Source organism: Roseovarius sp. MBR-154, assembly GCF_053628595.1.
Genome location: NZ_JBRJGR010000019.1, coordinates 23,552 through 49,293, shown reverse-complemented (window position 1 = coordinate 49,293; position 25,742 = coordinate 23,552). Strand labels below are relative to the sequence as shown.

Sequence of the window (25,742 nt, the reverse complement as noted above, 5' to 3'; positions counted from 1 at the left end):
TTTTTCTTCCGCGCTCTGTGGTCCCTGTGATTACAGGCGTTTCCGGCCCTTTGGCCACCTCGAACGGCGCACCCTCTGAGGGTGTCATGAACAACGAACCCGGCAAGATCATCCCGCCGGGTGGCGGGCGTATGCGACAACGGTGGCGCAAAGTCAAGGCCCGGTCAGGTCAACGCCAATTAATTCCGGGCCGCGCGGTCTCACAATTCCTGCGCGGGCTGCAATTCGGCCATGCGCGCGGCCAGCACTTCAAAGCGGTTGGCCATGATCTCGTACTGCACCGCGTTCATCAGCTCATAGACCCGCGCCATCACCGGATGCTCCAGCGCCTCGACATAGGCGCGCAGGTCCTCGGTCGAGAGGCTCGCATAGGTCGCCGCCGCATTGGCCAGTGCCGAAGCCTCGATCTGCGCCCGCAACTCCGCCTCGCCCTCGGCCATCAGCGCGCGCAGCGCCTGCTCGTCGAGATCGTAGTCGAGCATGCCGGCATAGGACGCGGCCAAGAGGAACCGCACCTGGATTTCCTGCACCGCGCGCACCCCCGTCCCGGCACTGTCCACGGCGGCGTTCATGTCGCGCAAGACCTCGCGCCGATCCTCGGGCATCTCGGTCAACAACTCCAAACCCTCGTCGCGCTTGGCATCGTCGTCCTCGCGCATGTGCGAGGCATTCTCGACCGCCACCAGCCGTTGCCCGAGATCGGACGCGTAGAATTCGGCGGCATGGCTCAGCATCTCGTCGCTCAGCGTCTCGCTCAGCATGTCGAGCGCCGTCTCGCGCATCCGGTCGGTGTCGAACACCTCGCGGGCCACGCGCTCCCACTCATATCCGAAATCGCTGGCCTCGAGGCCCAGCATCGCGGGCGCGTCGGCCGCAGCCAGGGCGATGGAATCGAGCGCCACGCCAAAGCCGGTGACCTCCAGATAGGCCTCCAGCCGGTCCCGGTCCGCAGCCCGCGCGGGCATGGTGGCGGCGCTGATCACCGCTGCGACGAATGCCGCAGAGAGCATCATCGCGTGCAACAGCGGTCGTGGAGCAAGGCGTGGGCGTGACATCTGGCAATCCTTTTTCGCAGTCATCGCCGACAACCTAGGCAAATTCCCACGCCAAACAATGCAAATCCCCCTTGCCCCGCCTGCCAAAGGCGATTACACGCCACCTCCAGACCCCCGCGGAGAGGTGCCGGAGTGGTCGAACGGGGCGGTCTCGAAAACCGTTGAGGATGCAAGTCCTCCCAGGGTTCGAATCCCTGTCTCTCCGCCATAATCCCTTGAAATAGTTTAACAATTTTCCAGATCAGGGATTTCCATTGCCGACCTGGTGACGGTTGTCACGCGATGGTTTCCGGGTGCCCACAAGGGGTCCGACGCGCTATGATCGCCGAAACGTGATCGGGGCAGGCATGGCAGCACGCAACGAACTCTATGCAAAATTTGGCATAACCGCCGAAGCGATGCAGCTTTTCGAACCAGAACTTGGAACGCTTTTCTATCAGTAAGCGCGATCGAAGACGGCTGAGCGTGTCACCATGCCCGAAATCGAGCAGCAGGACGCCATCGGCGTCGGGTGTGGGGATATCGCGCAGATCCTCCGCCTCCGGACACTCTCCATCCCCGCCCTGTCCATCGGTCCGGAATATGGCAGGTCAGCCCACCAGACGGTCTCCAAAACAAGACAAACCATGTCCGGAGCAACAGGGCGGCTTTGGTCGCAACGCGCACAAGACCGGGTGATTTGACAGATTTCGAAATTCGTTTATGTTCGCGCGCATATGTTAGCGCTAACTCATCCGCTGACTCACCACATCATCTATCAAGGAGGGTGCCATGACACTCAGGCTGGCAATCAACGGGTTCGGCCGCATCGGGCGCAACGTGCTGCGCGCGCTGGTGGAGACCGGACGCCAGGACATCGAGATCGTGGCGATCAACGATCTCGGCCCGGTGGAGACCAACGCCCACCTGCTGGAATTCGACAGCGTGCATGGCCGCTTTCCCGGCACCCTCAGCACCACCGAGGACAGTATCGACGCAGGCCGCGGGCCGATCCGCGTGACCGCGCTGCGTGACCCGGCGGAGTTGCCCTGGGGCGACGTCGATATCGTGCTGGAATGCACGGGCCTCTTTACCGACCGCGACAAGGCCGCCGCGCATCTGAAGAACGGCGCGAAGCGGGTGCTGGTCTCGGCCCCCTCGAAAGGCGCGGATCGCACGGTGGTGTATGGGGTGAACCATGATGATCTGACGGCAGAGGATATCATCGTCTCGAACGCCTCCTGCACCACCAATTGCCTCGCCCCGGTGGCCAAGGTGCTGCACGAGAGCGTGGGCATCACGCGCGGCTTCATGACCACGGTGCACAGCTATACCGGCGATCAGCCGACGCTCGACACGATGCACAAGGATCTCTATCGCGCACGGGCGGCGGGGCTGAACATCATCCCCACCACCACCGGCGCGGCGCGCGCCGTCGGGCTGGTTCTGCCGGCGCTTGACGGGCGGCTTGATGGCACGGCCATTCGCGTGCCGACCCCGAATGTCAGCGTCGTCGATCTGACATTCGAGTCCGCGCGCGACACCGATGTGGACGAGATCAACGCCGCGATGGCGGCGGCGGCCGGTGGCACGCTTGGCGGCATCCTCGATCTCACGCGCCGCGAACTCGTCTCATCGGATTTCAACCACAACCCGCACAGCTCGATCTTCGCCACCGATCAGACCCGCGTTCTGGACGCCCGCATGTGTCGGGTGCTGGCCTGGTATGACAACGAATGGGGCTTTTCCAACCGCATGCTCGACGTCGCGGGCGAGATGGGCAAGCACCTCGCCTGATCAGGCAAGCTTGGCCAGCAGTGCCGCTTTCACGGCGGGGGGGACGAATTTCGTCACGTCCCCGCCCAGCCGCGCGATTTCCTTGACCAGTTTCGACGCGATCGCCTGATGATTCGCATCGGCCATCAGAAACACCGTCTCGACCGAATTATCCAGCGCGCGGTTCATCCCGACCATCTGGAATTCATACTCGAAATCGGTGACCGCCCGCAGGCCCCGCACGATGATCTGCGCGCCCACGTCATGGGCCGCGTTGATCAGCAGGTTCTCGAACGGGTGCGCCACGATCTCGGTGCCGGTCTCGGTGCTCAGCGCGCGCGCCTCGGCCTCGATCATCGCGACGCGTTCCTCCAGCGTGAAGAGCGGACCCTTGTCGCGGTTGATCGCCACCCCGATCACCAGCCGGTCCACCAGAACCGACGCCCGGCGGATGATATCGACATGCCCGAGCGTGATCGGATCGAACGTGCCGGGATAGAGGGCTATGCGCATCGGGCCGCTCCTTTATTGCAATCGCGGCTGACGCAACAATATTGCATTCGTGAATGCAAGCCCTAGTAGCCCATGATCATCCCTTCAAGCGCATTCTTCTCCATCGACAGTTCCTCAAGCCGCGCCTTGACCACATCGCCGATGGTGACGATGCCCACCAGCTTGCCATCCTCGACCACCGGCATGTGACGGAATCGGCCATCGGTCATCCGGGTCAGCACCGCGTCGGAACTGTCATTCTTGGAGCAGCAGACCGGGTTGCGGGTCATCATCTCGGAAACCGTCTCGGTCATGCACGACACGCCGCGCACCGCAAGGCTGCGCACGATATCGCGCTCCGAGAGGATGCCCTCGACGGTCTCACCGTCGCGCGACACCACCAGCCCCCCGATCCGGCGTTCCGCCAGCGTCTGCGCCGCCTCCGAGACCTTGGTCTCGGGGGTGATCGTGATCACCGTGCCGTCGCCCTTGGACTTCAGAATCTGCTGAACCAGCATGGCGTGCCCTCCGAAATAAAATATCCTCAAATCAGCGTGATGCAGAACAAAATTTTTGTCAACTGCGCGCCTCGAGCCGGGCAACCTCTTGCCGCAAGCCCTCGCCGAGGGCGGCGGCAAAGCGATTCTGCCGTTCCAGCCTGCGATCATCGGCATGGCGCACCAGATAAAAGCTGCGCGTGAGCGTGAACTGATCGGTCAGGATGCGGGTGACACCGCGCGCCCAGGGCAGTGAGAAATCATGCAGCACGCCGATCCCGCCCGCCTGCCGCACCCAGTGAAGCTGCACCGAGACGGAATTCGACGCCAGGCTCACCCGCTCCACCCCCGCCTCGCTGAGATAGTCGAGTTCCTTGTCGAAGATCATGTCCTGGATATAGCCCACCATCCGGTGCCCGCGCAGATCGCCGAGCGTCTCGATGGGGCCTGCGTTTTTCAGATAGCGGACCGATGCCGCCAGATGGAGCCGGTAATCGGTGAGTTTCTGCACCGTCAGACGCCCCGCCGTGGGCGGGCTGACGGCGATCACCATGTCAGCCTCGCGCCGGGTCAGGTTGAAGACCCGCGGCAGGGCGACGATCTGGATCTCCAGGTCCGGGTTGTCGGCGCCGATCGCGGCGCAGACCTGCGGCAACAGGAAATTGGCGCAGCCATCGGGCGCGCCGATGCGGATCTGCCCGGACATGCTGCCCGCCTGTCCCGCCATATCCTCGGCCGCCTCCTGCATCGCCTGTTCGGCGCGCATCGCATGCGCCATCAGCCGCTGGCCCGACTCGCTCAGCGCATAGCCGGTGGGGGACTTGGCGAAAAGCGGCGCGCCGATCTCTTCTTCAAGCCGCGCCACGCGCCGCCCCACCGTGGCCGGGTCGATCCGCAGCGCGCGGCCCGCGCCCGACAGGCTCTCGGCGCGGGCCACGGCGAGGAAAATCCGGATATCGTCCCAATGCGGCTGCATGGCGGCCCCCTTTGCAGAAATGCAAATCGCTTTTGGAATATTGCCCCTTTTCGCCCGAGTTTTGCAAGACTACCCTGCGCCCAACCCTGAAGGAGGATCCCAGATGCAAGAGCTGACCCATTACATCAACGGCGAGCATGTCAAAGGCACGTCCGGCCGGTTTTCCGACGTGTTCAACCCCGCCACCGGCGAAGTGCAGGCGAAATGCCCGCTGGCCAGCGTCGAGGAGATGGAACAGGCGGTCGCCGCAGCACAGGCGGCACAGCCCAAATGGGGCGCCACCAACCCGCAGCGCCGCGCCCGCGTGATGATGGAATTCGTCCGCCTGCTCAACCGCGACATGGACAAGCTGGCCGAGGCGCTGAGCCGCGAGCACGGCAAGACCTTTCCCGATGCCAAGGGCGACATTCAGCGTGGCCTGGAAGTGGTGGAATACTGCATCGGCGCGCCGCAACTGCTCAAGGGCGAGTTCACCGACAGCGCGGGCCCCGGCATCGACATGTACTCCATGCGTCAGCCTTTGGGTGTGACGGCGGGCATCACCCCCTTCAACTTCCCGGCAATGATCCCGATGTGGATGTTCGCACCGGCGCTGGCCTGTGGCAACGCCTTTATCCTCAAACCCTCCGAGCGCGACCCCTCGGTGCCCTTGATGCTGGCCGAACTGATGGAAGAGGCCGGTTTGCCCAAGGGTCTGTTGCAGGTGGTGAACGGCGACAAGGTGGCGGTGGATGCGATCCTCTACAATGACGTGATCCAGTCGATCGGCTTTGTCGGCTCCACGCCCATTGCCGAATATATCTACGGCACCGGCTGTTCGCAGGGCAAGCGCGTGCAGTGCTTCGGCGGGGCCAAGAACCACATGATCGTGATGCCCGATGCCGATATGGATCAGGCCGCCGACGCGCTCATTGGCGCAGGTTACGGCGCTGCGGGCGAACGCTGCATGGCGATTTCCGTGGCCGTGCCGGTCGGTGACGAGACCGCCGACCGTCTGATCGAAAAGCTGGTGCCGCGCATCGAAAAGCTCAAGGTCGGGCCCTACACGGCGGGCGATGACGTCGATTACGGCCCCGTGGTGACGGCGGCGGCCAAGGAAAAGATCCTCGGGCTGGTGCAATCGGGGCTGGATCAGGGCGCCGAACTCGTGGTCGATGGCCGCGATTTCAACCTGCAGGGCTATGAGGACGGCTTCTTTGTCGGCCCGCACCTCTTTGACCGGGTGACGCCCGATATGGACATCTACCAGCAGGAAATCTTCGGCCCGGTCCTCTCCACCGTGCGCGCGGGCAGCTACGAAGAGGCGCTCAAGCTGGCGATGGATCACGAGATGGGCAACGGCACCGCGATCTTTACCCGCGACGGCGACGCCGCGCGCGATTTCGCCAACCGGATCAATATCGGCATGGTGGGCATCAACGTACCGATCCCGGTGCCGCTCGCGTATCACACTTTCGGCGGCTGGAAGAAATCGGTCTTTGGCGACCTCAACCAGCATGGGCCGGACGCGTTCAAGTTCTACACCCGCACCAAGACCGTGACGGCGCGTTGGCCGTCCGGCATCAAGGACGGCGGCGAGTTCAACTTCAAGGCGATGGACTGATCGCCCAAGGCGGGGGCGCGATACGCCGCCCCTGCCCCCTTTTCCGATACCCGGCGTGAAAAAAACCGCCGCACGTTCCAGCGAACGGCGGCGGCAAGGTGTGGCGGGCCCTCATCCTCTGGCGACATTCGGGGGGAATGAGGCAGAACCCCGAAAACCGGTTGGGACAGGCAGTGCGTACACCTCCCCGATTTGGGACAGGGGAAAGGCGCACGAAGGGCCAGAGGGCGGACCCGCCAGGCAGAAACCTGAAAAAACGCTGTCAGAACATCCCGGGCAGATAGAGCGCGCCAATGAGCGTCACCATCAATGCGGCGGCCCCGATGGCATCGCCGACAATCGTATCCTGCGCGCGAACCGCGGCGGTCTTGATCTGGTGCAACATGGGCTGGCTCCTCCTGATGTCCATCCTGTTGCCTCTTTGTTCTCATATCTTCCGCGCCTTGTAAAGAACTTTATGAGAACATTTGTGAACGGTCTGGAACATTTCGCCTAACCGACTGAAATCAAACGGATCGCCTGATCCTGCTCCATCAGCCACAGGAGCACCCGCGCCGCCCGCCCGCGCGCGCCCTCGAGATCCGGGTCGTCATGCAAGAGCTTGCGCGCATCCGACTGCGCCACCGCCATCAGCGCCGCCTGCGCCTCGAGATCCGCCACGCGAAACTTCGGCAGACCCGATTGCGCCGTGCCGATCAGATCGCCCGCGCCGCGCATCTCCAGATCGACCTCGGAAATGCGAAACCCGTCCTCGGTGTCGCGCATCGTCTCCAGTCGGCGCGCCCCGCCTTCGCTCAGCGGCGCCTGATACATCAAAAGACAGGTCGAGGCCGCCTCGCCCCGCCCCACGCGCCCCCGCAACTGATGCAACTGCGCGAGCCCGAAACTCTCGGCCCGCTCGATCACCATGATCGAGGCATTGGGCACATCCACCCCCACCTCGATCACCGTCGTCGACACCAGCACGCTGGTCTCGCCGCGCTGAAACGCGGCCATGGCGGCATCCTTGTCGTCGGGCGGCATCTGGCCATGCACCAGCCCCACAACCCCCTCGCCAAGCGCCGCGCGCAGACGACGGAACCGCTCTTCGGCACTGGAAAGATCCACCACCTCGCTCTCATCGACCAGCGGGCAGACCCAATAGGCCTGCCGCCCCTCGGCAATGGCGCGGCGCAGGTGATCGACCACCTCGTCGATCCGCCCAATATTCACCAGCGCGGTCTTGATCGGCTTGCGCCCGGGCGGCTTTTCATCCAGCACGCTCACATCCATATCGCCATATTGCGCCAGCGCCAGAGAGCGCGGAATCGGTGTCGCCGTCATCACCAGCACATCCGCCTGCGCGCCCTTCTTGCCCAGTTCCAGCCTCTGCCGCACCCCGAACCGGTGCTGCTCGTCGACAATCGCGAGCCGCAGATCGGCAAATTCCACATCCTTTTGGAACACCGCATGGGTGCCCACCAGAATCTGGATATCGCCGCGCTTGAGCGCCTCCAGCTTGGCGCGCCGCTCCGCCCCCTTGTCGCGGCCTGTCAGGATCTCAAGCACCACGCCCGCGCTCTCGGCCAAGGGCCGCAAGCCCTGCAAATGCTGCCGCGCGAGGATCTCGGTGGGCGCCATCATCACCCCCTGCCCGCCCGCCTCGACCGCGATCAGCAGCGCCTTGAACGCCACCAGCGTCTTGCCCGCGCCGACATCGCCCTGAAGCAATCGGTTCATCCGCATCTCCGAAGCCATATCGCCCGCGATCTCGGCGATCGCGCCGGTCTGTGCGCCGGTCAGGGCATAGGGCAACGCGTCGAGCACGCGCGCCTGCAACGCCCCCGTGCCAACCGTCGCGCGCCCCTTGACCCGGCGCAGCCTGGCCCGCGCCAGCGCCAATGTGAGCTGATGCGCCATCAACTCGTCATAGGCCAGCCGCTCGCGCGCCGGATGCGCGGGCGACAGATCCTGCACCCGCTCCGGCGCATGCGCCGCGCGCACCGCCGCCGCCCAATCGGGCCAGCCCGCCTGCGCCTTCTGCACCGGGTCGATCCATTCGCCCAGCTCCGGCACCCGGGTCAGCGCCGCCTGCGCCGCCTTGGCCATCATGCGCTGCGTCACCCCTGCGGTCAGCGGATAGACCGGCTCGAAGGCCGGAATCTCGTGGGCCTCATCAAGCGGCAAGACATGATCGGGATGCACCATCTGCGCCACCCCGTCGAACAGCTCCACCTTTCCCGAGACCACCCGCCGCGCGCCGGTGGGAAGGCTGCGTTTCAGATAATCGCCCTGGCTGCGGAAGAACACGAGTTGAAAGCTCGTGGCGGCATCCTCGACCACCACGCGATACGGCCCGCCCTTCCGGGTATTGGGCCGGTGCTGGCCCACCGTCACCTCGACCGTCACGACGCCCGGTATCTCCGCGCCCTGCACGGTCGCGCGGCGCGACCGGTCGACGCCGGAATGCGGCAGGGTAAAGATCAGGTCGCGCGGGCGGGCGATGTCCAATGCTGCCAGATGCTGCGCCGTCTTCGGCCCAACCCCCTCCAGCGTGTCGAGCCCCGCAAAGAGCGGAAACAGGATCTCGGGCCGCCCGCTCATGCGTCCCCGATGAGCGCGAGCCACCCGTCCTCGTCGATCGTCTCGATGCCCAGATCCGCGGCCTTCTTGGCCTTCGATCCCGCCCCCGGCCCGGCCACCAGCAGATCGGTGCGCGCGCTGACGCTGCCCGAAACCTTGGCGCCCAATGCCTCGGCCCGCGCCTTGGCCTCGGCGCGGGTCATCTTCTCAAGGCTGCCGGTAAAGACCACCGTCTTGCCCGCCACCGGGCTGCCCGAGGTGTCGGGGCGGGCGGCCTCCTCGACCTCGAGATGCGTGACCAGCCGGTCAATGCTCGCGCGCTCATTGTCTTCGGCAAAGGCCCCGACAAGGCTACGCGCCAATACCTCGCCTACCCCGTCGATCCCCAGAAGCCGCTCCCAGTCCGGGCCCTCAAAGCCCGCCGCGCCATCCATCGCCGCCGTGAACTCCTCCCAGCGGCCATAATTGCGCGCGATGAGGTTGCTGGCCTGCTCGCCCACATGCCGGATACCAAGCGCAAAGAGCAGCCTCCCGAACGGGATTTTCCGTTTCTCTTCAATCGCCTCAAAGAGGTTAGTCGCGCTCTTCTCGCCCCAGCCCTCGCGGTTCTTCAACTGCTGCATGCCACGGCCATACCGCTCTTGCAGGGTGAAAATATCCGCAGGCTCCGCGATCCAGCCATCGTGGTAGAACTGCTCGACCTGTTTCGCGCCCAGCCCCTCGATGTCAAAGGCCGCGCGGGAAACGAAATGCTTGAGCTTTTCCACCGCCTGCGCCGGGCAGACGAGGCCCCCCATGCAGCGGCGCACCGCGTCGCCTTCCTCGCGCACCGCGTCGCTGCCGCAGTCCGGGCAGGTGGTGGGAAAGACATAAGGCTCCGCCCCCTCGGGCCGTTTCGACAGGTCCACATCGGCCACTTTCGGAATCACGTCGCCCGCGCGGTAGACCTGCACCCAGTCGCCCAGGCGGATATCCTTGCCCTCCCGGATCACCTCGCCCGCGGCCGAGCGCCCGGCGATGTAATCCTCGTTATGCAGCGTCGCGTTGCTGACCACCACGCCCCCCACCGTCACCGGCGTCAGCCGCGCGACCGGGCTCAGAGCACCGGTGCGCCCGACCTGAATGTCGATCGCCTCCAGCCGCGTCCAGGCCAGTTCGGCGGGGAATTTATGCGCAATCGCCCAGCGCGGCGTGGTCGAGCGGAACCCGAGCCGCGCCTGCAGCCCCAGATCATCGACCTTGTAGACCACCCCGTCGATGTCATAGCCCAATGTGGCGCGCGCCTGCTCGATCTCGGCATAATGGTCCAGCAGCGCACCCGGCCCATCGCAGAGCCGCGTCAGCGGGTTTGTCGAGAACCCAAGGCTTGCCAGCCGCTCGATCGCACCCATCTGCGTCTCGGCCAGAGGGGCCGACAACTCGCCCCAGCCATAGGCGAAAAACCGCAGCGGGCGCGCGGCGGTGATGGTGGCATCAAGCTGCCGCAACGATCCGGCGGCGGCATTGCGCGGATTGGCGAATGTCTTGGCCCCGCGCCCGGCCTGCCGCGCGTTCAGCGCCTCGAATTCCTCGTGGCTCATATAGACCTCGCCGCGCACCTCCAGCACCTCGGGGGCATGCTCCAGCCGGTCGGGAATATCCGCGATGGTGCGGGCATTGGCGGTGACGTTCTCGCCCACCTCGCCATCGCCGCGCGTCGCGGCCTGCACCAGATGGCCCGCCTCATAGCGCAGGCTCAGGCTCAGCCCGTCGATCTTGGGCTCCGAGGTATAGGCAAGGGGCGCATCCTCGCCAAGACCCAGATAGCGCCGGATACGGGCATCGAACTCGGTGATATCGGCGTCCTCGAACGCATTGCCGAGGCTGAGCATCCGGATGCTGTGCCGAACCTTGGCAAAGCCCTCCGCAGGGGCCGCACCGACCTGATCCGACGGGCTGTCAGCGCGCTTCAGGCTTGGAAACCGCGCCTCGATGGCGGCATTGCGCGCCTTGAGCGCATCATAATCGGCATCGCTGATCTCGGGCGCGTCATCGGTGTGATAGGCGGTGTTGGCGGCCGCCAGAGCCTGCGCCAGCCGCGCCAGTTCGGCGCGCGCCTGCGCCTCGGTCAGTTCCTCGACCTCAAGATCCGCGCCCGCTTTCGTGTCGCTCATCGACCCCTCATCACTTTGACAGGGCCGGTCCCTATGCCCTGCCCTGTCAGAGTGATAGGGCCAGCGTGACCCGAGGTCCAGAGATCAGGCCCCGATGGCCAGTGACGTGCCCTCCATCGCGCCCGGCTCGGGATCGCGCAGCACATAGCCCCGGCCCCAGACCGTCTCGATGTAATTGTCGCCCCCCGTCGCCTCGGTCAGCTTCTTGCGCAGCTTGCAGATGAAAACGTCGATGATCTTGAGTTCCGGCTCGTCCATCCCGCCATAGAGGTGATTTAGGAACATCTCCTTGGTGAGCGTCGTGCCCTTGCGCAGGCTCAGGAGTTCCAGCATCTGATATTCCTTGCCGGTCAGATGCACCGTCTGCCCCGCCACATCCACGGTCTTGGCGTCGAGATTGACGTTGATCCTGCCGGTGCGGATGATGGATTGCGAATGCCCCTTGGACCGGCGGATGATCGCGTGGATGCGCGCCACCAGCTCCTCGCGGTGGAATGGCTTGGTCAGATAGTCGTCGGCGCCAAAGCCGAAGCCGCGGATCTTGCTGTCGGTATCGTCGGCCCCCGACAGGATCAGGATCGGCGTCGCGATCCGCGCCAGACGCAATTGCCGCAGCACCTCATGCCCGTTCATGTCCGGCAGGCCGAGATCGAGCAGAATCAGATCGTAATCGTAAAGCTTCGCCAGATCCATTCCCTCCTCCCCCAGATCGGTGGTGTAGACGTTGAGATTGGCATGGCTCAGCATCATCTCGATGCTTTTCGAGGTGGTGGGATCATCCTCGACCAGTAATACACGCATAAGGCTTCTCCATTCATGGTGCAGGCTTCCCCGCAAGACTGGTCAAAAATGGTTAACCTAGCGTTACCGTCACAGGAACATTTTGCGCATGCCCCTCAGGGTTGTCTATAAGCCTTGAGTAACGTTACCTTGAGCGCATCCTCACCGTGGCTTTCCACTGCGGTCAGCCAGCCCAGGAATTCTTCTTCGCTCAACCCGTAGATGCGCAACGCCTCGGACTGGGAAATCAACCCATAGGCGACCCCCCGCACCACCGCGAGCTTGCGTGACGCCACCCAGCGCCGCGTGTCCCGCGGCGGCAGGTCGGCGCGGCTGAACACCGTGCCATCCGGCAGCGTCACCGCCCTTGGCCCTCCGACTTTCTTGAGATACATCGTTGACACCCCTTTCTGACCACTGGCGGTTAAAATGCCGCGATCGCCCTTAACGACCGGTGAAACCGGGGCTTGAGAGTGATTAGGATTTTCCTATATTCTGCGAGACCCGAGCGGAGGCCCTGAATGGCACTGGACAGCGACACCCCTCTCAATTCCCTGGGCTTTGCCAAAAGCCCGGCCGAGACGCGCGTCGTCGTGGCGATGTCCGGCGGCGTCGACAGTTCGGTCGTGGCAGCACACCTGGCCTCCGAGGGCTACGATGTGGTTGGCGTCACCCTGCAACTCTACGATCACGGCGCGGCGCTCGCCAAGAAAGGCGCCTGCTGCGCGGGCGTGGACATCCATGACGCCCGCCGCGTGGCCGAGGATCTGGGCTTTCCGCATTACGTGCTCGATTACGAGAACATCTTTCGTGATGCGGTGATCGACGAATTTGCCGACAGTTATCTTGCCGGGGCCACGCCGGTGCCCTGCATCCGCTGCAACGAACGGGTGAAGTTCAAGGATCTGCTGGAAACCGCCCGCGACCTCGACGCCGATTGCATGGCGACAGGCCATTACATCCAGCGCAAGATGGGCGCGCAGGGCCCCGAGTTGCACAGCGCCACCGACGCCGCGCGCGACCAGTCCTATTTCCTGTTCTCCACCACGCCGGAGCAGCTTGACTACCTGCGCTTTCCGCTTGGCCATCTGCCCTCCAAGCAGGCCACGCGGGATCTGGCGGCGCAATACGGCCTGCAAGTGGCCGACAAGCCCGACAGCCAGGACATCTGTTTCGTGCCGAACGGCAACTATGCCAGCGTGATCGAGAAGCTGCGCCCCGGTGCCGCCGAGCCGGGCGAGATCGTGCATGCCGACGGGCGGGTCCTTGGCACACATGACGGCGTCATCCACTACACCATAGGCCAGCGCCGCGGCCTCGGCATCGGCGGGTTGGAAGAACCGCTCTACGTGGTGCGCCTCGACGTCGACCATCACCGCGTGATCGTCGGCCCCAAGGAGATGCTCGCCACCCGCCGCGTGCCGCTGCGCGAGATCAACTGGCTGGGCGACGAAGCCCTCACCTCGCGCGCCGAATGGCCGGTGATGGTCAAGGTCCGCTCGACCCGCCCGCCGCGCCACGCGGTGCTGCGCCCGCTCTCCGAGACCGAGGCCGAGGTCGAGTTGCTCACCCCCGAGGAAGGCGTCTCGCCCGGTCAAGCCTGCGTGTTCTACGCCCCCGAAGGCAGCCGCGTTCTGGGGGGGGGCTGGATCTGGCGGGGATACTGACAGCCCCCGACGCCATGACCCGCCGCTATTGCGCGGGCGGCGGCGGGGCGGCGCAATGCCCGCCCGTCGCCGCCAATCCTGACCCGAGCGCCAGCAACGGCGGCGCGGTATAGGGGTTGAGCGGCTGCGACTGCGCATGATCGAGCCCCAGCAGACCCACCAGCCCGAGCGCCACCAGCAGCGTCACGTGACGGCGGATCATCGCTTTGCCTCCAGCCCCAGCATGGGGCGCAGCCGGATCCCCACCCACGACCCTGCAAAGGCCGCAACGAACCACACCCAGCCATGCGCCGAGCCGGTGCCGATCCCGCTGAAGAACGCGCCGATATTGCAACCAAAGGCCAGCCGCGAGCTGTAGCCCAGCACCAGCCCCGCCACGATCACCGCAAGCCACGCCCGCGCCGGCAACAGGCCCACCGGCGACGCCAGCCCGGATCGCCACCACGCCACCAGCGCCGCACCGCCAATTAGCCCCAGATCGGTCAGCGAGGTGATATCGGTGAGCAGGCTCGCCTCAACCTGCGCGGCATTGCCCGGTGCCGCCCAGAAGGCCGAGCCCGACAGATCGCCGCCCATGGCCACCACACCCTTGGCCACCCAGAGCCCGAGGCCATAAACCACGCCCCAGGGCTGCCCCGCCACCATCAGGTGCAGGATCGCCAGACCCGCCAGCACCAGGATCGCGCCCCAGTAGCGGCGCGGCAGCCGGTGTGATCCCTTGACCCCAATGAGCAGCGCCAGCACCGCCACCGCCGCCAAGCCAGCCAGCGTGATCATCAGACCCTGTGTGCCCTCAAGCGCCACCACCGGCAGACTGCCCAGAGAGGTCCACCACGACAGGTGATAGGCCCCGCCGAAACTGCCGATGGCAAAGAACGGCAGCGCCACCGCGCCCACGGCATTGCCGCTCCCGGCATTGACCAGCGTGCCCGAGCCGCAACCCAGAACCACCTGCATCGCCGCGCCAAACACAAACGCCCCGCCGATCATCGCGAGGCCAATAGGCGCATGCGCGCCCTTCAACTCGGCCCCGTTCGCGGCCAGCAGCGGAAAGGCGGCAAGCGCCACGATCCCGATGCAGATCAGCTGCGCGACCAGCCCCGAGGCGTCACGCTCCAGAATCATCCGCCGCCACGGCCCGGTAAAGCCGAAGCGGAAGCCCTCGAGCGCCAGCCCGAAGCCGAGACCGATCAGCAGCACCATACCGAAACGCGGCCCCGCAAAGAGCGCCACGGCCAGCACCAGCGCGACCACGGCCAATATCATGAGAGCCCGCGACAGCCCGCCCGGGGCGGTGTCGACAGGGGCGGGGGCGGGGGCAGCGGGCGCGGTGCTCATTGGCCCACGCTCAGTACTTGCCGATGATCTTGTTCATCATATTGTGGAACAGGCCCGGCACATGAGCCATCTCGTGACCAGCATTCGACCAGCCGACCATCGATTCGGGATACATCCGCACGCCCTCGATCCCCGCCACCTCGCTCAATGCGAACCAGTTGGTCGCGGCCCAGTGGCCGGTATTGCAGAACGACACCAGCTTGTCGCCCTGCTCAAAGCCGTTCTCGGCAGCCAGTTGACGGACCAGCTCCGGCTTGATGCGCGCAGGCTCGTCCTGGCCGAACCAGCGATCATGCGTGAAGTAGCGCGATTGCGGCAGGGTGCCGGGCATCGCCGCCGCCCCGTGCTTGGTCTCGCCCTTCCAGAAGGCCTCGGGCCGGGCGTCGATCAGTTCGGCCTGCTCCTCGCCATTGACGATCGCCTGCACATCCTCGCGGGTCGCGAGCCACCTGTCCGAGAAACTGACGGTGATCTCGCTCGGGGTCACCGCCGGGGCCTTGCCCTTGGCAACCTGTTCCCCGGCCTCGACCCAGCCGTTCATGCCCCCGTTCAGGATCGCCAGCGGGCTGACGCCGCTCGATTTCAGCGTCCAGTAGACCCGCGCGGCCGCGCCGAAATCGGTCTGGTCGCTGCCCTGATGGACAACCACCACACGGTCATCCGCGTCGATGCCAAGGCCGCGCAGCACCTCGGTCAGATGATCCTCCGAGACCAGTTCGCCGGGATTGTCCGACGGGCCACGAAACAGGCCATAAGGCGCGCTCAGCGCGCCCGGCACATGGCCCGCCTCATACGCCCCCTCGGCCCGGATATCGACCACCACCGGCGCGGTCTCATCAAGTGCCGCGCGCAGTTCGCCGGGCTCCAGCAGCGGGCCGAACTGCGCCTGCGCGCTGACGGGCAAAACGGCCATCGCGCCGGCAAGGCAGGCATTACGGATAAGGCTGAACATGACAGGCTCCTTTCATGTCGCGGACATGCCGCGTTGCGCATAATCTATGCCACTCTCCGGGGGGCAACAAGGGCGCACGGCCTCACAGCCGCTTGACCGGGCACCGCCGCCCGAGACCGACTTTCCGCCAGTAGGCGCGGCGCGGCGCATTTGCTAAGCTTGGCACGCAACATATCAGCGAGGCGGTGAAGAATGTCCCAGACCGAACAGAGCGGCTGCAGCTTTTCCTCCGTGCTCATCATCGACGACCATCCGCTGTTTTGCGACGCGCTCGCCATGACGCTGCGGGCGGTCGCGCATATCGGCGAGATCACCACCGCCGACCGGCTCGACCGGGCGCTTGCCCTGCTCGCCCAAGGCTCCGGCCCCGATATCGTGGTGCTCGACCTCAACCTGCCGGATGTCGACGGGCTCGACGGGCTGATGCGCCTGATGGCCGCGACACGCGCGCCGGTGATCGTCATATCTTCGATGACCGACAGCCGATTGGTGTCTCAAGTGATCCGGGCGGGTGCTGCGGGCTACGTGCCCAAGCACAGCCAGCGCGAGGTGTTTCGCGCCGCTTTCGACGCGCTGCGCCGGGGCGAGCGCTTCCTGCCCGAGGGGCACGCCCCGCAGGAGGACGGCATCGCCGCCGAAACCGCCGATGCCCTGCAACGCCTCGCCACGCTGACCACGCAGCAGAGCCGCATCCTGCAACTGATCTGCGAGGGCAAGCTCAACAAGCAGATCGCCTATGACCTGTCGATCGCCGAAACCACCGTCAAGGCGCATGTCACCGCGATCATGCGCAAGCTCGGCGTGCAGAACCGCACCCAGGCGGTGCTTCTGGCCAAGCAGATCAGCTTTGCCAGCGTCTTGCACGCCGAGGGACAAAGCGCATAGGCTCGCGCGGTATCGCTTATCCCGGGAGGAGGGCCGCGCGATGGATCAGGTGGCCCTTGAGGGCAGCGACCGGACCTGGACACAGGGCATCGTGCGCACCGCCTTCGCGGCGGCCGCAGACGCGGCCCCACTCGCGCAGCTTCACGCGGCACTTGGCGGCGATGCGCGCGCGTTCGAGCTGATCATCCTCTTCGTCACCCCCGAGGCCGAAACCGCCCCCCTCATCGCCGAGGCAAAGCGCCTCTTCGCGCCCGCCAGGGTGATCGGCTGCACCACCGCAGGGGAGCTGACCGACACCGGCTATCGCGAGGGCGGGATCGTCGCCATCGCCCTGCCCCGCTCGCATTTCCGCGCCGAAACCCTGCTGGTGCCCGATCTGTCGCATCTCGACGCGCAGGCGCTGATCGACCGGATGATCCAGAACCGCAGCGCGATGGCACGGGACGCGCCGGGATGGGAGCATGAATTCACTTTCCTGATGATCGACGGCCTGTCCACGCGCGAGGACGCGCTGACCGCCGAACTCGCCATCGGGCTGGGACCGGTGCCGCTCTTTGGCGGCTCGGCGGGCGACGGCACGCGCTTTGCCCGCACCCATGTCCTGCATGACGGGCACGCGCATGACCATGCCGCGATCCTGACGCAGGTGCGCAGCCGCTGCCCGGTCCGGGTGTTCAAATCCGATCACCTCCTGCCCACCGAAAAGCGCATGGTCGTCACCGGCGCCGACCCGGCGCGCCGCATCGTCCACGAGATCAACGCCGAACCGGCGGCGCGCGAATATGCCCGCATCCTCGGCAAGGACCCCGAACAACTGACCCCGTTCACCTTTGCCGCCCATCCCCTCGTGGTGCAGATCGGCGGGCAACACCACGTCCGCGCGATCCGGCAGGTGGCCGAGAACGGCGATCTGGTCTTCTTCTCGGCGATCGACGAGGGGCTCGTGCTGACCCTGGCAGAGCCGCGCCCGATGACCGAGCATCTGCGCGAGGAAATGGCCACGCTCGCCGCCCCCGGCCCGCCCGACATCATCCTCGGCTGCGATTGCATCCTGCGGCGGCTCGAGGCGCAGGAAAAGCAGCTGACCGGCGCGCTCTCGCACCTGCTGTCGGCCAATCGCGTGATCGGCTTCTCGACCTATGGCGAACAGCTCAACTCGATGCATGTCAACCACACGCTGACCGGCGTCGCGATCTACCCCCCCGACCCCGATATGCCGCAGGAGGGCGCGCCATGATCGACTCGCTCCTTGACCCGCGCGACCCGCCAGAGCGGCAGACCGAGAAGCTGCTCAAGATCGCCGGCGCGCTGATGCGGCGGGTCGAGGAATCGACCGATGCCTCGGGTGCCGCCTATGCCCAATTCCAGCGCGCCGCGATGCTCGAACAGGAGGTGCAGGCCCGGACCCGCGATCTCGAACGCGCGCTCGACCTGCTGAACGACTCGAACGCCCGCCTGTCGCAGGCCCATGCCGAGACCGAGGCCGCGCGCTCGAACCTCGCCAATGCGATCGAGACGGTGCAGGAGGGCTTCGCGCTCTTCGATCCGGCGGAGGCGCTGGTGATGTGCAATTCGCGCTTCGGCATGCACATGCCCGATATCCGCGACCGGCTGAAACCCGGTCTGAGCTTTACCGACTATGTCCATCTGGTCAGCCGCTCGCGCCATCTCGCCCTGCCCGAAACCCTCTCGCCCGCGCAATGGGCCGCCCGCCGCATGCAACGCCACGCCGACGATCACGTGATCTTCAACGTGGGCATGACGCAGAACCGCTGGGTTCAGGTCTCCGAGCATCGCACCGGCGATGGCGGCACCGTCGTGCTGCAGACCGACATCACCGATATCATGCGGCTGGAGCGCCAGGCCCGCGACCGGCTGCTCGACGATCAGGCCCGGCTGATCCGCGCCACGCTCGAACATCTCAATCAGGGGCTCTGCATCTTCGACAGCGCCGGTCGGCTGGTGGGCTGGAACGGTCTGGCCAGCGAATTGCTGGCAGTCCCGGCGCATCGGTTCCGGATGGGCGCGGAGGTCGAGACCCTGTTCGGCCCGCTGCGCGCGGATGCCCTGCGCGATCCCGCCCTTTGCACGCAGGATATCGCAAGCTGGGTCGCCCGCGACGGCCCCCGCCCGCCGCTGGCCTTCGAGATCCGGCGCGGGCGCGACCGGATCCTGTCGCTCTTCGGTCAGGACATGCCCGACCACGGCTTCGTGATCTCGCTCACCGATGTCACCGCCGAACGCCGCGCGGTGCAGGCGATCTACGAGGCCAACGCCACCCTGGAAGCGCGCGTCGCCGAGCGCACCCGCGCCCTCGAGGCCGCCCTGCGCGAGGCCGAGCGCGCCAATGCCGGCAAGTCCCGATTTGTCGCCGCCGCCAGCCATGACCTGCTGCAACCCCTGTCGGCGGCCAAGCTCTACATGGCGGCGCTGCAAGGCGCGGTGCCCGACGCCGCCGCCCAAACCATCCTCGACAAGGCGCAGAACGCCCTTGGCAGCGTCGAGCACATCCTCGAGGCGCTGCTCGACATCTCCAAGCTCGATTCAGGCAACGCGGCGGTGCATGTGGCCCCGGTCCCGCTCGGGCTGATCCTGGCGCAATTGCACGATGAACTGGGCCCGGTAGCGGCGCAAAAGGGCCTCGATTTGCGGGTCGTCGGCACCTCGGCCATCGTGTGCAGCGACATGACCTATCTGCGCCGCATCGTGCAGAACCTGCTGTCGAACGCGATCCGCTACACCGGGTCGGGCCGGGTGCTGATCGGTCTGCGCCGACAGGCACACTCGGTCCGGCTCGAGATCCGCGATACCGGGCCGGGCATCCCCGCCGACAAGCAGGATGTGATCTTTCGCGAGTTCCACCGCCTCGACGCCGATGCCAGCGCCGCCGAGGGGATGGGCCTCGGCCTTGCCATCGTCGAACGCGCCTGTTCGCTGCTGATGCACCCGCTCCGGCTCTGGTCCGAGCCCGGTCGCGGCACCTGTTTCTCGGTCGAGTTGCCGCTCGCCGCGCAGCGCGATCTCACGGCCCCCGCCCCCGAGCCACCGGGTGCCGCGCCGCACTCCGATCTCGGCGCGATCATCGCGCTGCTGATCGAGAACGACGCGCCGCTGCGCAACGCGATCACCGTCACGCTCGAGACCTGGGGCGTGCATGTGCTCGACTGCGCGAGCGGGTCCGAGGCGATTGCGCTGTTGCAGGAGATCGGCGTCGCGCCGGATGCGATCATCGCCGATTACCAGCTCGACAATGGCGGCCTCGGCACCGAGGCGGTGCGCGACCTGCGCGCGATCCACGGCCCGATCCCGGCCTGCATCGTCAGCGCCGACCGCTCGCACGAGTTGCGCGAGCATTGCGCGTCGGCGGGTCTCAACGTCCTGCACAAGCCGCTCGATCCCAATGAGCTGCGCGCCTTCCTGCGTCAGAGCACCTGACGCCCCGATCCAGGTCCGGGGTGGGCGGTCGATTTGCGACACGCGTCGGAATCAGGACAGACAGACCAGGGGGAATCGGATCTTCTGAGCCAACCTTGGAGGACAGCCCATGCATCCACGCAGCAAGATCGCGCTGATCATTCGCACGATTGGGGCGGTGCGTGGCCTTGCGGCACGCGGGCGACCGGGCCGGGACTGATCCCGCCCCCCTTCCCCGATCTCTTTCAAAGGTATCCGACATGACGACCCAGACCAAGACGCGCCGCGCCGGTGGGCGCGAGGCCCGCCGCACGGCCCGTGCCAACCCGCTCTCCGACGCGCTCCGCCCGATCCGCCCCGGACTTGAGGGCGGCACCTACCGACCACTCTCTGATGCGCAGATGCAGCGCATTCATGCAGCCGTGCTCGACGCGCTCGAACAGATCGGCCTTGCCGACGCGCCGCCCTCGGGTGTGGCCTATCTGACCGGCGCAGGTGCCGTGCAGGGCGAGGACGGGCGCATCCGCTTTCCCCGCGCGCTGATCGAGGACACGATCGCCCGCGCCAACCGCACCCTCACCCTCTATGGCCGCGAGGCGCGGCATGATCTCGAGCTTTCGGGTCACCGCGTGCATTACGGCACGGCGGGCGCTGCGGTCAGCGTCGTCGATGTTCACACCCGCACCTATCGCGACAGCACCCTGCAAGACCTGCACGACGCCGCCCGCATCGTCGACCAATTGGACAACATCCACTTCCTGCAACGCCCGATGGTCTGCCGCGACATCACCGACAACCGCGAGATGGACCTCAACACGCTCTACGGCTGCTGCGCGGGCACCACGAAACATGTCGGCGTCTCATTTACCGAGCCGGGCTTCGTCGGCGACGCGATGGAGATGCTGCACCTGATCGCGGGCGGCGAGGACAAATGGCGCACCCGCCCCTTCGTCAGCAACTCCAACTGCTTCGTCGTCCCGCCAATGAAATTCGCCACCGAATCCTGCCTCGTGATGGAGGAATGCATTCGCGGCGGCATGCCGGTCCTGCTGCTCTCGGCGGGACAAGCCGGGGCAACCGCCCCCGCCCCCATCGCCGGGGCCATCGTGCAGGCCATGGCCGAATGCCTCGCGGGGCTCGTCTATGTGAACGCGGTCAAGCCCGGGCATCCGGCGATCTTCGGCACATGGCCCTTCGTCAGCGACCTGCGCACCGGCGCGATGTCCGGAGGCTCAGGCGAACAGGCGCTCTTGTCGGCGGGCTGCGCGCAGATGCACAAATTCTACGCCCTGCCCGGTGGTGCTGCGGCGGGCATCGCCGATGCCAAGCTGCCCGACATGCAGGCCGGATGGGAACAGGCCATGTCGAATGTCATGGCCGGTCTCTCGGGGCTCAACATGGTCTACGAGGCGGCGGGCATGCATGCCTCGCTTCTGGGCTTCTGCCTCGAATCGCTCATCCTCGGCGATGACCTGATCGGTCAGGCCCTGCGCTGCACGCGCGGCATCGAGGTGGATGAGGACACGCTCAGCGTCGAGGTCATTCGCGCCGCCTGCATCGGCGGGCCGGGGCACTATCTGGGGGCGGCGCAAACCCTTGGCCGGATGCAGACCGATTACGTCTATCCCAGCCTCGCCAACCGCTTCTCGCCCAAGGAATGGGACGAGCTGGGCAAGCCCGACCTGATCGAGAAGGCCACCGAGAAAAAGATGAAGATCCTGTCGGAACGCTCGGCGGCCCGGTTCGACCCGGTGACGGATCGCGCCATCCGCGAACGGTTCAGGATACATCTTCCGGCGTGAGGGCTCCCGTTGCCGCACCCCGCCCGAAACGCACCGAAGGTGCCGCCCGATCACGCGGCACCTTCTCAGGTCGTCACATGGTCGCATCGGCCCGATTTCCACCACCGACGCGATACCGACAGAATACCGACGTGATACAGACCGCCGAAATTCGCCCCGCTCAGGTGTTGAAGAGGAAGTGCAGCACGTCGCCATCCTTGACGACATAAGCCTTGCCCTCGGCCCGCATCTTGCCCGCATCCTTGGCCTTCTGCTCACCGCCAAGGCTCACAAAATCCTCGTAAGCGATTGTTTCAGCGCGGATAAATCCCTTCTCGAAATCGCCGTGAATGATCCCCGCCGCCTTTGGCGCGGGCGTACCGCTCGGGATGGTCCACGCCCGCGCTTCCTTGGGCCCGACGGTGAAGTAGGTCTCCAGATGCAACAGCTCGTATCCGGCCCGGATCAACCGATCCAGCCCCGCCTCTTCCAGCCCCATTTCCTCAAGGAAAACAAAGGCTTCATCCGGATCAAGCTGGCTGATCTCCTCCTCGATCTGGGCGGAAATGACAACGCTGCCCGCGCCCTGTTCGGCGGCCATCCGCGCCACCGCTTCTGAATGGGCATTGCCCTCGGCGGCATTGCTTTCCTCGACATTGCAGACGTAGAGCACCGGCTTGGAGGTCAGCAATTGCAGCATCTTCCACGCCTTGAGATCCTCGTCGTCAATCTCTACCGTCCGCGCCGGCCTGCCCTCTTCAAGCACCGCCTGCGCGAGGGCGAGCAGCCGGTCCGCCTGTACCGCCTCCTTGTCGCCGCCCTTCAGCTTGCGCACCAGTCCAGCCCGTCTTTTCTCAATGGAATCAAGGTCCGCCAGCATCAACTCGGTCTCTATCACCTCGGCATCTGCGACCGGATCGACCCGGCCCTCGACATGGGTCACGTCACCATCCTCAAAGCATCTCAGCACATGCGCGATGGCATCGACCTCGCGGATATTGGCCAGAAACTGGTTACCAAGCCCCTCGCCCTTTGAGGCGCCCTTCACCAGCCCCGCGATATCGACAAAGGTCATCCGTGTCGGAATGATCTGCTTCGACCCGGCAATCGCCGCCAGCTTGTCAAGCCGCGCATCCGGCACCGCCACCTCGCCGACATTGGGCTCGATCGTGCAGAACGGAAAATTCGCCGCCTGCGCGGCAGCGGTCCGGGTAAGCGCGTTGAAGAGCGTGGATTTGCCGACATTGGGCAGGCCCACGATTCCCATCTTGAAGCCCATGACAGCCCCTTTCCTGCGGTGAATTGCGCGCATCTACGGGTTTGTACGGGGCAAGGTCAAGCCGGGCATTGATTTCCCCCGCGCTTTGCGCCAAACCCGCACGGACCCATTCGAAGGACAGGCCCGCATGACACGTATCGACGCGAAATTCGCAGAGCTGAAAGCCGCCGGGAAGAAGGCGTTCGTCTCGTATATCATGGCGGGTGATCCGGATTACAATCGCTCGCTCGAGGTGATGAAGGGGCTGCCAGCGGCGGGCGTCGACATCATCGAACTGGGCGTGCCCTTCACCGATCCCATGGCCGACGGTCCGACCATTCAACTCGCGGGGCAACGTGCGCTTGCAGGCGGCATGACGCTGGAAAAGACGCTGCAAATGGCGCGCGAATTCCGCGAAGGCGACGACACTACACCGATCGTGCTGATGGGCTATTACAATCCGATCTACAATCGCGGCGTGGAGCGTTTTCTGACCGACGCCAGAACCGCCGGGATCGACGGCCTGATCGTGGTCGACCTGCCCCCCGAAGAGGATGACGAACTTTGTATTCCGGCCTCAAGAGCCGGGCTAAACTTCATCCGCCTCGCCACACCGACCACGGACGACAAGCGCCTGCCCAAGGTGCTCGAAAACACCAGCGGGTTCGTTTACTACGTCTCGATCACCGGGATCACCGGGGCGGCGGCGGCAGAGGCGGCAGCTGTGGGCCCGGAAGTCACCCGCATCAAGGCGCAGACCGACCTGCCGGTGATCGTGGGCTTTGGCATCCGCAGCCCGGAGACCGCGCAGACCATCGCCAGCGTCGCGGATGGCTGCGTCGTGGGCTCTGCCATTGTCGGCGAGATCGCCAAGGGCGCGCCGGTTTCGGGCGTGCTCGATTTCGTGCGCGGTCTGGCGGCGGGCGCACATCGGGCGTGATTGGCCTGGAGCGGACCTTCGCCTCTAGCACCAATGCGCGGAATCAAGGCGCGGAACGCGCCGCCGCGCAGCGCCCGACCCCTTCAAGGCCCCCACCTGAAAACACAGTTGCCCCCGGGCGGACGCTTTTGCAACGTTTCAAGTATTTGAAAACGCAGAAATATTTGACTAATATAAAGTGCCTTCCGGTAAGGGTGCGGCGCCACCCGCGGTCGGGCACCGCGCGGATCAGCCCTGAATCCGCTAACGACAGCCTCAGGCCAAACATTCCCCCATCCCTGCGACACCGCCAATGATTGCACGCGCGTGCCGGGGTTGGTAAAGCGGGTTTACCAATTTCCGGAGTGCCGCCCATGCCCGTCATCACCAATATCGACGATCTCAAGCAGATCTACCGTCGCCGCGTCCCCAAGATGTTCTATGACTACGCGGAATCGGGCAGTTGGACCGAGCAGACCTTTCGCGAGAACACCACCGATTTCGACCGTATCTACCTGAAACAGCGCGTCGCAATCGACATGACCGGGCGCAACCTGTCGACAAAGATGATCGGGCAGGATGTGGCGATGCCGGTGGGGCTCGCCCCGGTTGGCCTGACCGGCATGCAGCATGCCGATGGCGAGATCAAGGCGGCGCGCGCAGCCGAGAAATTCGGCGTGCCCTTCACCCTCTCGACCATGTCGATATGTTCCATCGAGGATGTGGCCGAGAACACCGAAAAGCCGTTCTGGTTCCAAGTCTACACGCTCAAGGACGACGATTTCATGCAGCGGCTGTTCGACCGGGCGAAGGCGGCGAACTGTTCGGCGGCGATGATCACGGTCGATCTTCAGATGCTGGGGCAGCGTCACAAGGATCTCAAGAACGGCCTCAGCGCCCCGCCCAAGCTGACGCCCGCCAGCGTGGCGAACATGATGACCAAGGTGCAGTGGGGGCTGGGCATGCTGGGCACCAAACGACGCAGCTTCGGCAATATCGTGGGGCACGCCAAAGGGGTCTCGGACCCCTCCTCGCTCAGCACATGGACGTCAGAGGCGTTCGATCAGGCGCTCGACTGGGACCGGATCCGCGTATTCCGCAAGATGTGGGACGGCCCGCTCATCATCAAGGGCATCATGGACCCGCGCGACGCCCTTGAGGCGCTCAATGTCGGGGCCGATGCCATCATCGTGTCGAACCACGGCGGACGGCAGCTTGACGGCGCGCTCTCGGCCATTCGTGCGCTGCCCGCGATCATGGATGCGGTGGGCGACAAGATCGAAGTGCATCTCGACAGCGGCATCCGCTCGGGTCAGGACGTGCTCAAGGCGCTCTCGATGGGAGCAAAGGCCACCTATATCGGCCGCGCCTTCGTCTACGGGCTGGGGGCCATGGGCGAGACCGGTGTCACCAAGGCACTGGAGGTGATCCGAAAGGAACTCGACACCTCGATGGGCCTTTGCGGGCGACGCGACGTGAACGATCTCGACCGTGATATCCTGATGGTGCCCAAAGGCTTCTCGGGCGAATGGGAGTGATACCCGCGGCAACCGGCGGAATTTGAGTATTTTTGCCATAAAGAAGCCGAGACGCATGGATTTTGGCCCTTTTCAAGGGCGGCGGCGTGCTCTATAGGCGCAATTTCATGCGGGGCT

At 65.4% G+C, this 25,742-nt stretch carries 22 protein-coding genes and 1 tRNA gene; 10 read left to right on the top strand and 13 right to left on the bottom strand.

What is annotated here, in order from left to right; all coding sequences use genetic code 11:
* Positions 1–200 precede the first annotated feature (200 nt).
* Positions 201–1,055 carry a DUF2059 domain-containing protein gene (locus tag ACSSV4_RS18100; RefSeq protein WP_454276510.1) on the bottom strand — a complete coding sequence of 285 codons (855 nt, stop codon included), beginning with the start codon at positions 1,053–1,055 and terminating at the stop codon, positions 201–203.
* Positions 1,056–1,173: 118 nt separating this feature from the next.
* Here ACSSV4_RS18100 and ACSSV4_RS18095 point away from each other — a divergent pair.
* Positions 1,174–1,263, top strand: a tRNA-Ser gene (locus tag ACSSV4_RS18095).
* 563 nt (positions 1,264–1,826) lie between these two features.
* Positions 1,827–2,831: a type I glyceraldehyde-3-phosphate dehydrogenase gene (gene gap / locus ACSSV4_RS18090; RefSeq protein WP_454276509.1), complete on the top strand. Its 1,005-nt coding sequence runs from the start codon at positions 1,827–1,829 to the stop codon at positions 2,829–2,831.
* Here the strand turns inward: gap and coaD are convergent, their stop codons facing one another.
* From coaD to ACSSV4_RS18075, 3 genes are all read right to left on the bottom strand, one after another.
* A complete protein-coding gene (gene coaD / locus ACSSV4_RS18085) occupies positions 2,832–3,323 on the bottom strand; it encodes a pantetheine-phosphate adenylyltransferase (RefSeq protein ID WP_454276508.1) in 492 nt (163 codons plus the stop codon). It lies immediately after the preceding gene.
* Between the two features lie 62 nt (positions 3,324–3,385).
* Positions 3,386–3,820 (bottom strand): CBS domain-containing protein, encoded by a 435-nt coding sequence (locus tag ACSSV4_RS18080; protein ID WP_454276507.1) that lies wholly within the window; start codon positions 3,818–3,820, stop codon positions 3,386–3,388.
* A gap of 58 nt (positions 3,821–3,878) precedes the next feature.
* Positions 3,879–4,775 (bottom strand): LysR family transcriptional regulator, encoded by an 897-nt coding sequence (locus ACSSV4_RS18075; protein WP_454276506.1) that lies wholly within the window; start codon positions 4,773–4,775, stop codon positions 3,879–3,881.
* A gap of 103 nt (positions 4,776–4,878) precedes the next feature.
* Here ACSSV4_RS18075 and ACSSV4_RS18070 point away from each other — a divergent pair, with 103 nt between their 5' ends.
* Positions 4,879–6,378 carry a CoA-acylating methylmalonate-semialdehyde dehydrogenase gene (locus tag ACSSV4_RS18070; RefSeq protein ID WP_454276505.1) on the top strand — a complete coding sequence of 500 codons (1,500 nt, stop codon included), beginning with the start codon at positions 4,879–4,881 and terminating at the stop codon, positions 6,376–6,378.
* Between the two features lie 262 nt (positions 6,379–6,640).
* Here the strand turns inward: ACSSV4_RS18070 and ACSSV4_RS18065 are convergent, their stop codons facing one another.
* From ACSSV4_RS18065 to sciP, 5 genes are all read right to left on the bottom strand, one after another.
* Positions 6,641–6,763, bottom strand: coding sequence for a hypothetical protein (locus ACSSV4_RS18065; protein WP_454276504.1), 123 nt, complete (start codon positions 6,761–6,763; stop codon positions 6,641–6,643).
* Between the two features lie 107 nt (positions 6,764–6,870).
* Positions 6,871–8,961 carry an ATP-dependent DNA helicase RecG gene (gene recG / locus ACSSV4_RS18060; protein WP_454276503.1) on the bottom strand — a complete coding sequence of 697 codons (2,091 nt, stop codon included), beginning with the start codon at positions 8,959–8,961 and terminating at the stop codon, positions 6,871–6,873.
* On the bottom strand, positions 8,958–11,093 hold the full coding sequence (ligA, locus tag ACSSV4_RS18055) for an NAD-dependent DNA ligase LigA (protein ID WP_454276502.1): 2,136 nt from the start codon (positions 11,091–11,093) through the stop codon (positions 8,958–8,960). Before ligA ends, recG begins: the two co-directional genes overlap by 4 nt.
* An 84-nt stretch (positions 11,094–11,177) precedes the next feature.
* Positions 11,178–11,894 (bottom strand): response regulator transcription factor CtrA, encoded by a 717-nt coding sequence (gene ctrA, locus ACSSV4_RS18050; protein WP_454276501.1) that lies wholly within the window; start codon positions 11,892–11,894, stop codon positions 11,178–11,180.
* 95 nt (positions 11,895–11,989) lie between these two features.
* The gene (gene sciP / locus ACSSV4_RS18045) at positions 11,990–12,268 is read right to left on the bottom strand and encodes a CtrA inhibitor SciP (protein WP_454276500.1); all 279 of its coding nucleotides are present in this window, start codon (positions 12,266–12,268) and stop codon (positions 11,990–11,992) included.
* A 126-nt stretch (positions 12,269–12,394) separates the two neighbouring features.
* Between sciP and mnmA the strand changes: the two genes are divergently transcribed.
* Positions 12,395–13,540 (top strand): tRNA 2-thiouridine(34) synthase MnmA, encoded by a 1,146-nt coding sequence (mnmA, locus tag ACSSV4_RS18040; protein WP_454276499.1) that lies wholly within the window; start codon positions 12,395–12,397, stop codon positions 13,538–13,540.
* A gap of 25 nt (positions 13,541–13,565) precedes the next feature.
* Here the strand turns inward: mnmA and ACSSV4_RS18035 are convergent, their stop codons facing one another.
* The 3 genes from ACSSV4_RS18035 to ACSSV4_RS18025 are packed head-to-tail and all read right to left on the bottom strand — an operon-like array spanning position 13,566 to position 15,830.
* Positions 13,566–13,742: a hypothetical protein gene (locus ACSSV4_RS18035; protein ID WP_454276498.1), complete on the bottom strand. Its 177-nt coding sequence runs from the start codon at positions 13,740–13,742 to the stop codon at positions 13,566–13,568.
* Positions 13,739–14,878 carry a YeeE/YedE thiosulfate transporter family protein gene (locus ACSSV4_RS18030; protein ID WP_454276497.1) on the bottom strand — a complete coding sequence of 380 codons (1,140 nt, stop codon included), beginning with the start codon at positions 14,876–14,878 and terminating at the stop codon, positions 13,739–13,741. Before ACSSV4_RS18030 ends, ACSSV4_RS18035 begins: the two co-directional genes overlap by 4 nt.
* Positions 14,879–14,888: 10 nt before the next feature.
* Positions 14,889–15,830 carry a sulfurtransferase gene (locus tag ACSSV4_RS18025; protein ID WP_454276496.1) on the bottom strand — a complete coding sequence of 314 codons (942 nt, stop codon included), beginning with the start codon at positions 15,828–15,830 and terminating at the stop codon, positions 14,889–14,891.
* Positions 15,831–16,022: 192 nt separating this feature from the next.
* Here ACSSV4_RS18025 and ACSSV4_RS18020 point away from each other — a divergent pair, with 192 nt between their 5' ends.
* The 4 genes from ACSSV4_RS18020 (at position 16,023) to ACSSV4_RS18005 (ending at position 21,931) form a co-directional block, all read left to right on the top strand.
* Complete coding sequence (locus ACSSV4_RS18020; protein WP_454276495.1) at positions 16,023–16,715, top strand: response regulator transcription factor; 693 nt, start codon at positions 16,023–16,025, stop codon at positions 16,713–16,715.
* Positions 16,716–16,755: 40 nt separating this feature from the next.
* On the top strand, positions 16,756–17,952 hold the full coding sequence (locus ACSSV4_RS18015; RefSeq protein WP_454276494.1) for an FIST N-terminal domain-containing protein: 1,197 nt from the start codon (positions 16,756–16,758) through the stop codon (positions 17,950–17,952).
* Positions 17,949–20,150 carry a PAS-domain containing protein gene (locus ACSSV4_RS18010; RefSeq protein ID WP_454276493.1) on the top strand — a complete coding sequence of 734 codons (2,202 nt, stop codon included), beginning with the start codon at positions 17,949–17,951 and terminating at the stop codon, positions 20,148–20,150. Before ACSSV4_RS18015 ends, ACSSV4_RS18010 begins: the two co-directional genes overlap by 4 nt.
* A 239-nt stretch (positions 20,151–20,389) precedes the next feature.
* Positions 20,390–21,931, top strand: a complete 1,542-nt coding sequence (locus ACSSV4_RS18005) for a trimethylamine methyltransferase family protein (RefSeq protein ID WP_454276492.1) — start codon at positions 20,390–20,392, stop codon at positions 21,929–21,931.
* Between the two features lie 160 nt (positions 21,932–22,091).
* On the opposite strand, the gene ychF is transcribed toward ACSSV4_RS18005, so the two are convergent.
* Positions 22,092–23,189, bottom strand: a complete 1,098-nt coding sequence (gene ychF / locus ACSSV4_RS18000) for a redox-regulated ATPase YchF (protein WP_454276491.1) — start codon at positions 23,187–23,189, stop codon at positions 22,092–22,094.
* Positions 23,190–23,316: 127 nt separating this feature from the next.
* On the opposite strand from ychF, the gene trpA reads away from it, so the two are divergent.
* Entirely contained in the window at positions 23,317–24,108 is a 792-nt protein-coding gene (gene trpA / locus ACSSV4_RS17995; protein WP_454276490.1) for a tryptophan synthase subunit alpha, read from the top strand.
* A gap of 353 nt (positions 24,109–24,461) precedes the next feature.
* The gene (locus tag ACSSV4_RS17990) at positions 24,462–25,625 is read left to right on the top strand and encodes an alpha-hydroxy acid oxidase (protein WP_454276489.1); all 1,164 of its coding nucleotides are present in this window, start codon (positions 24,462–24,464) and stop codon (positions 25,623–25,625) included.
* The last annotated feature ends 117 nt before the right edge of the window (positions 25,626–25,742 follow it).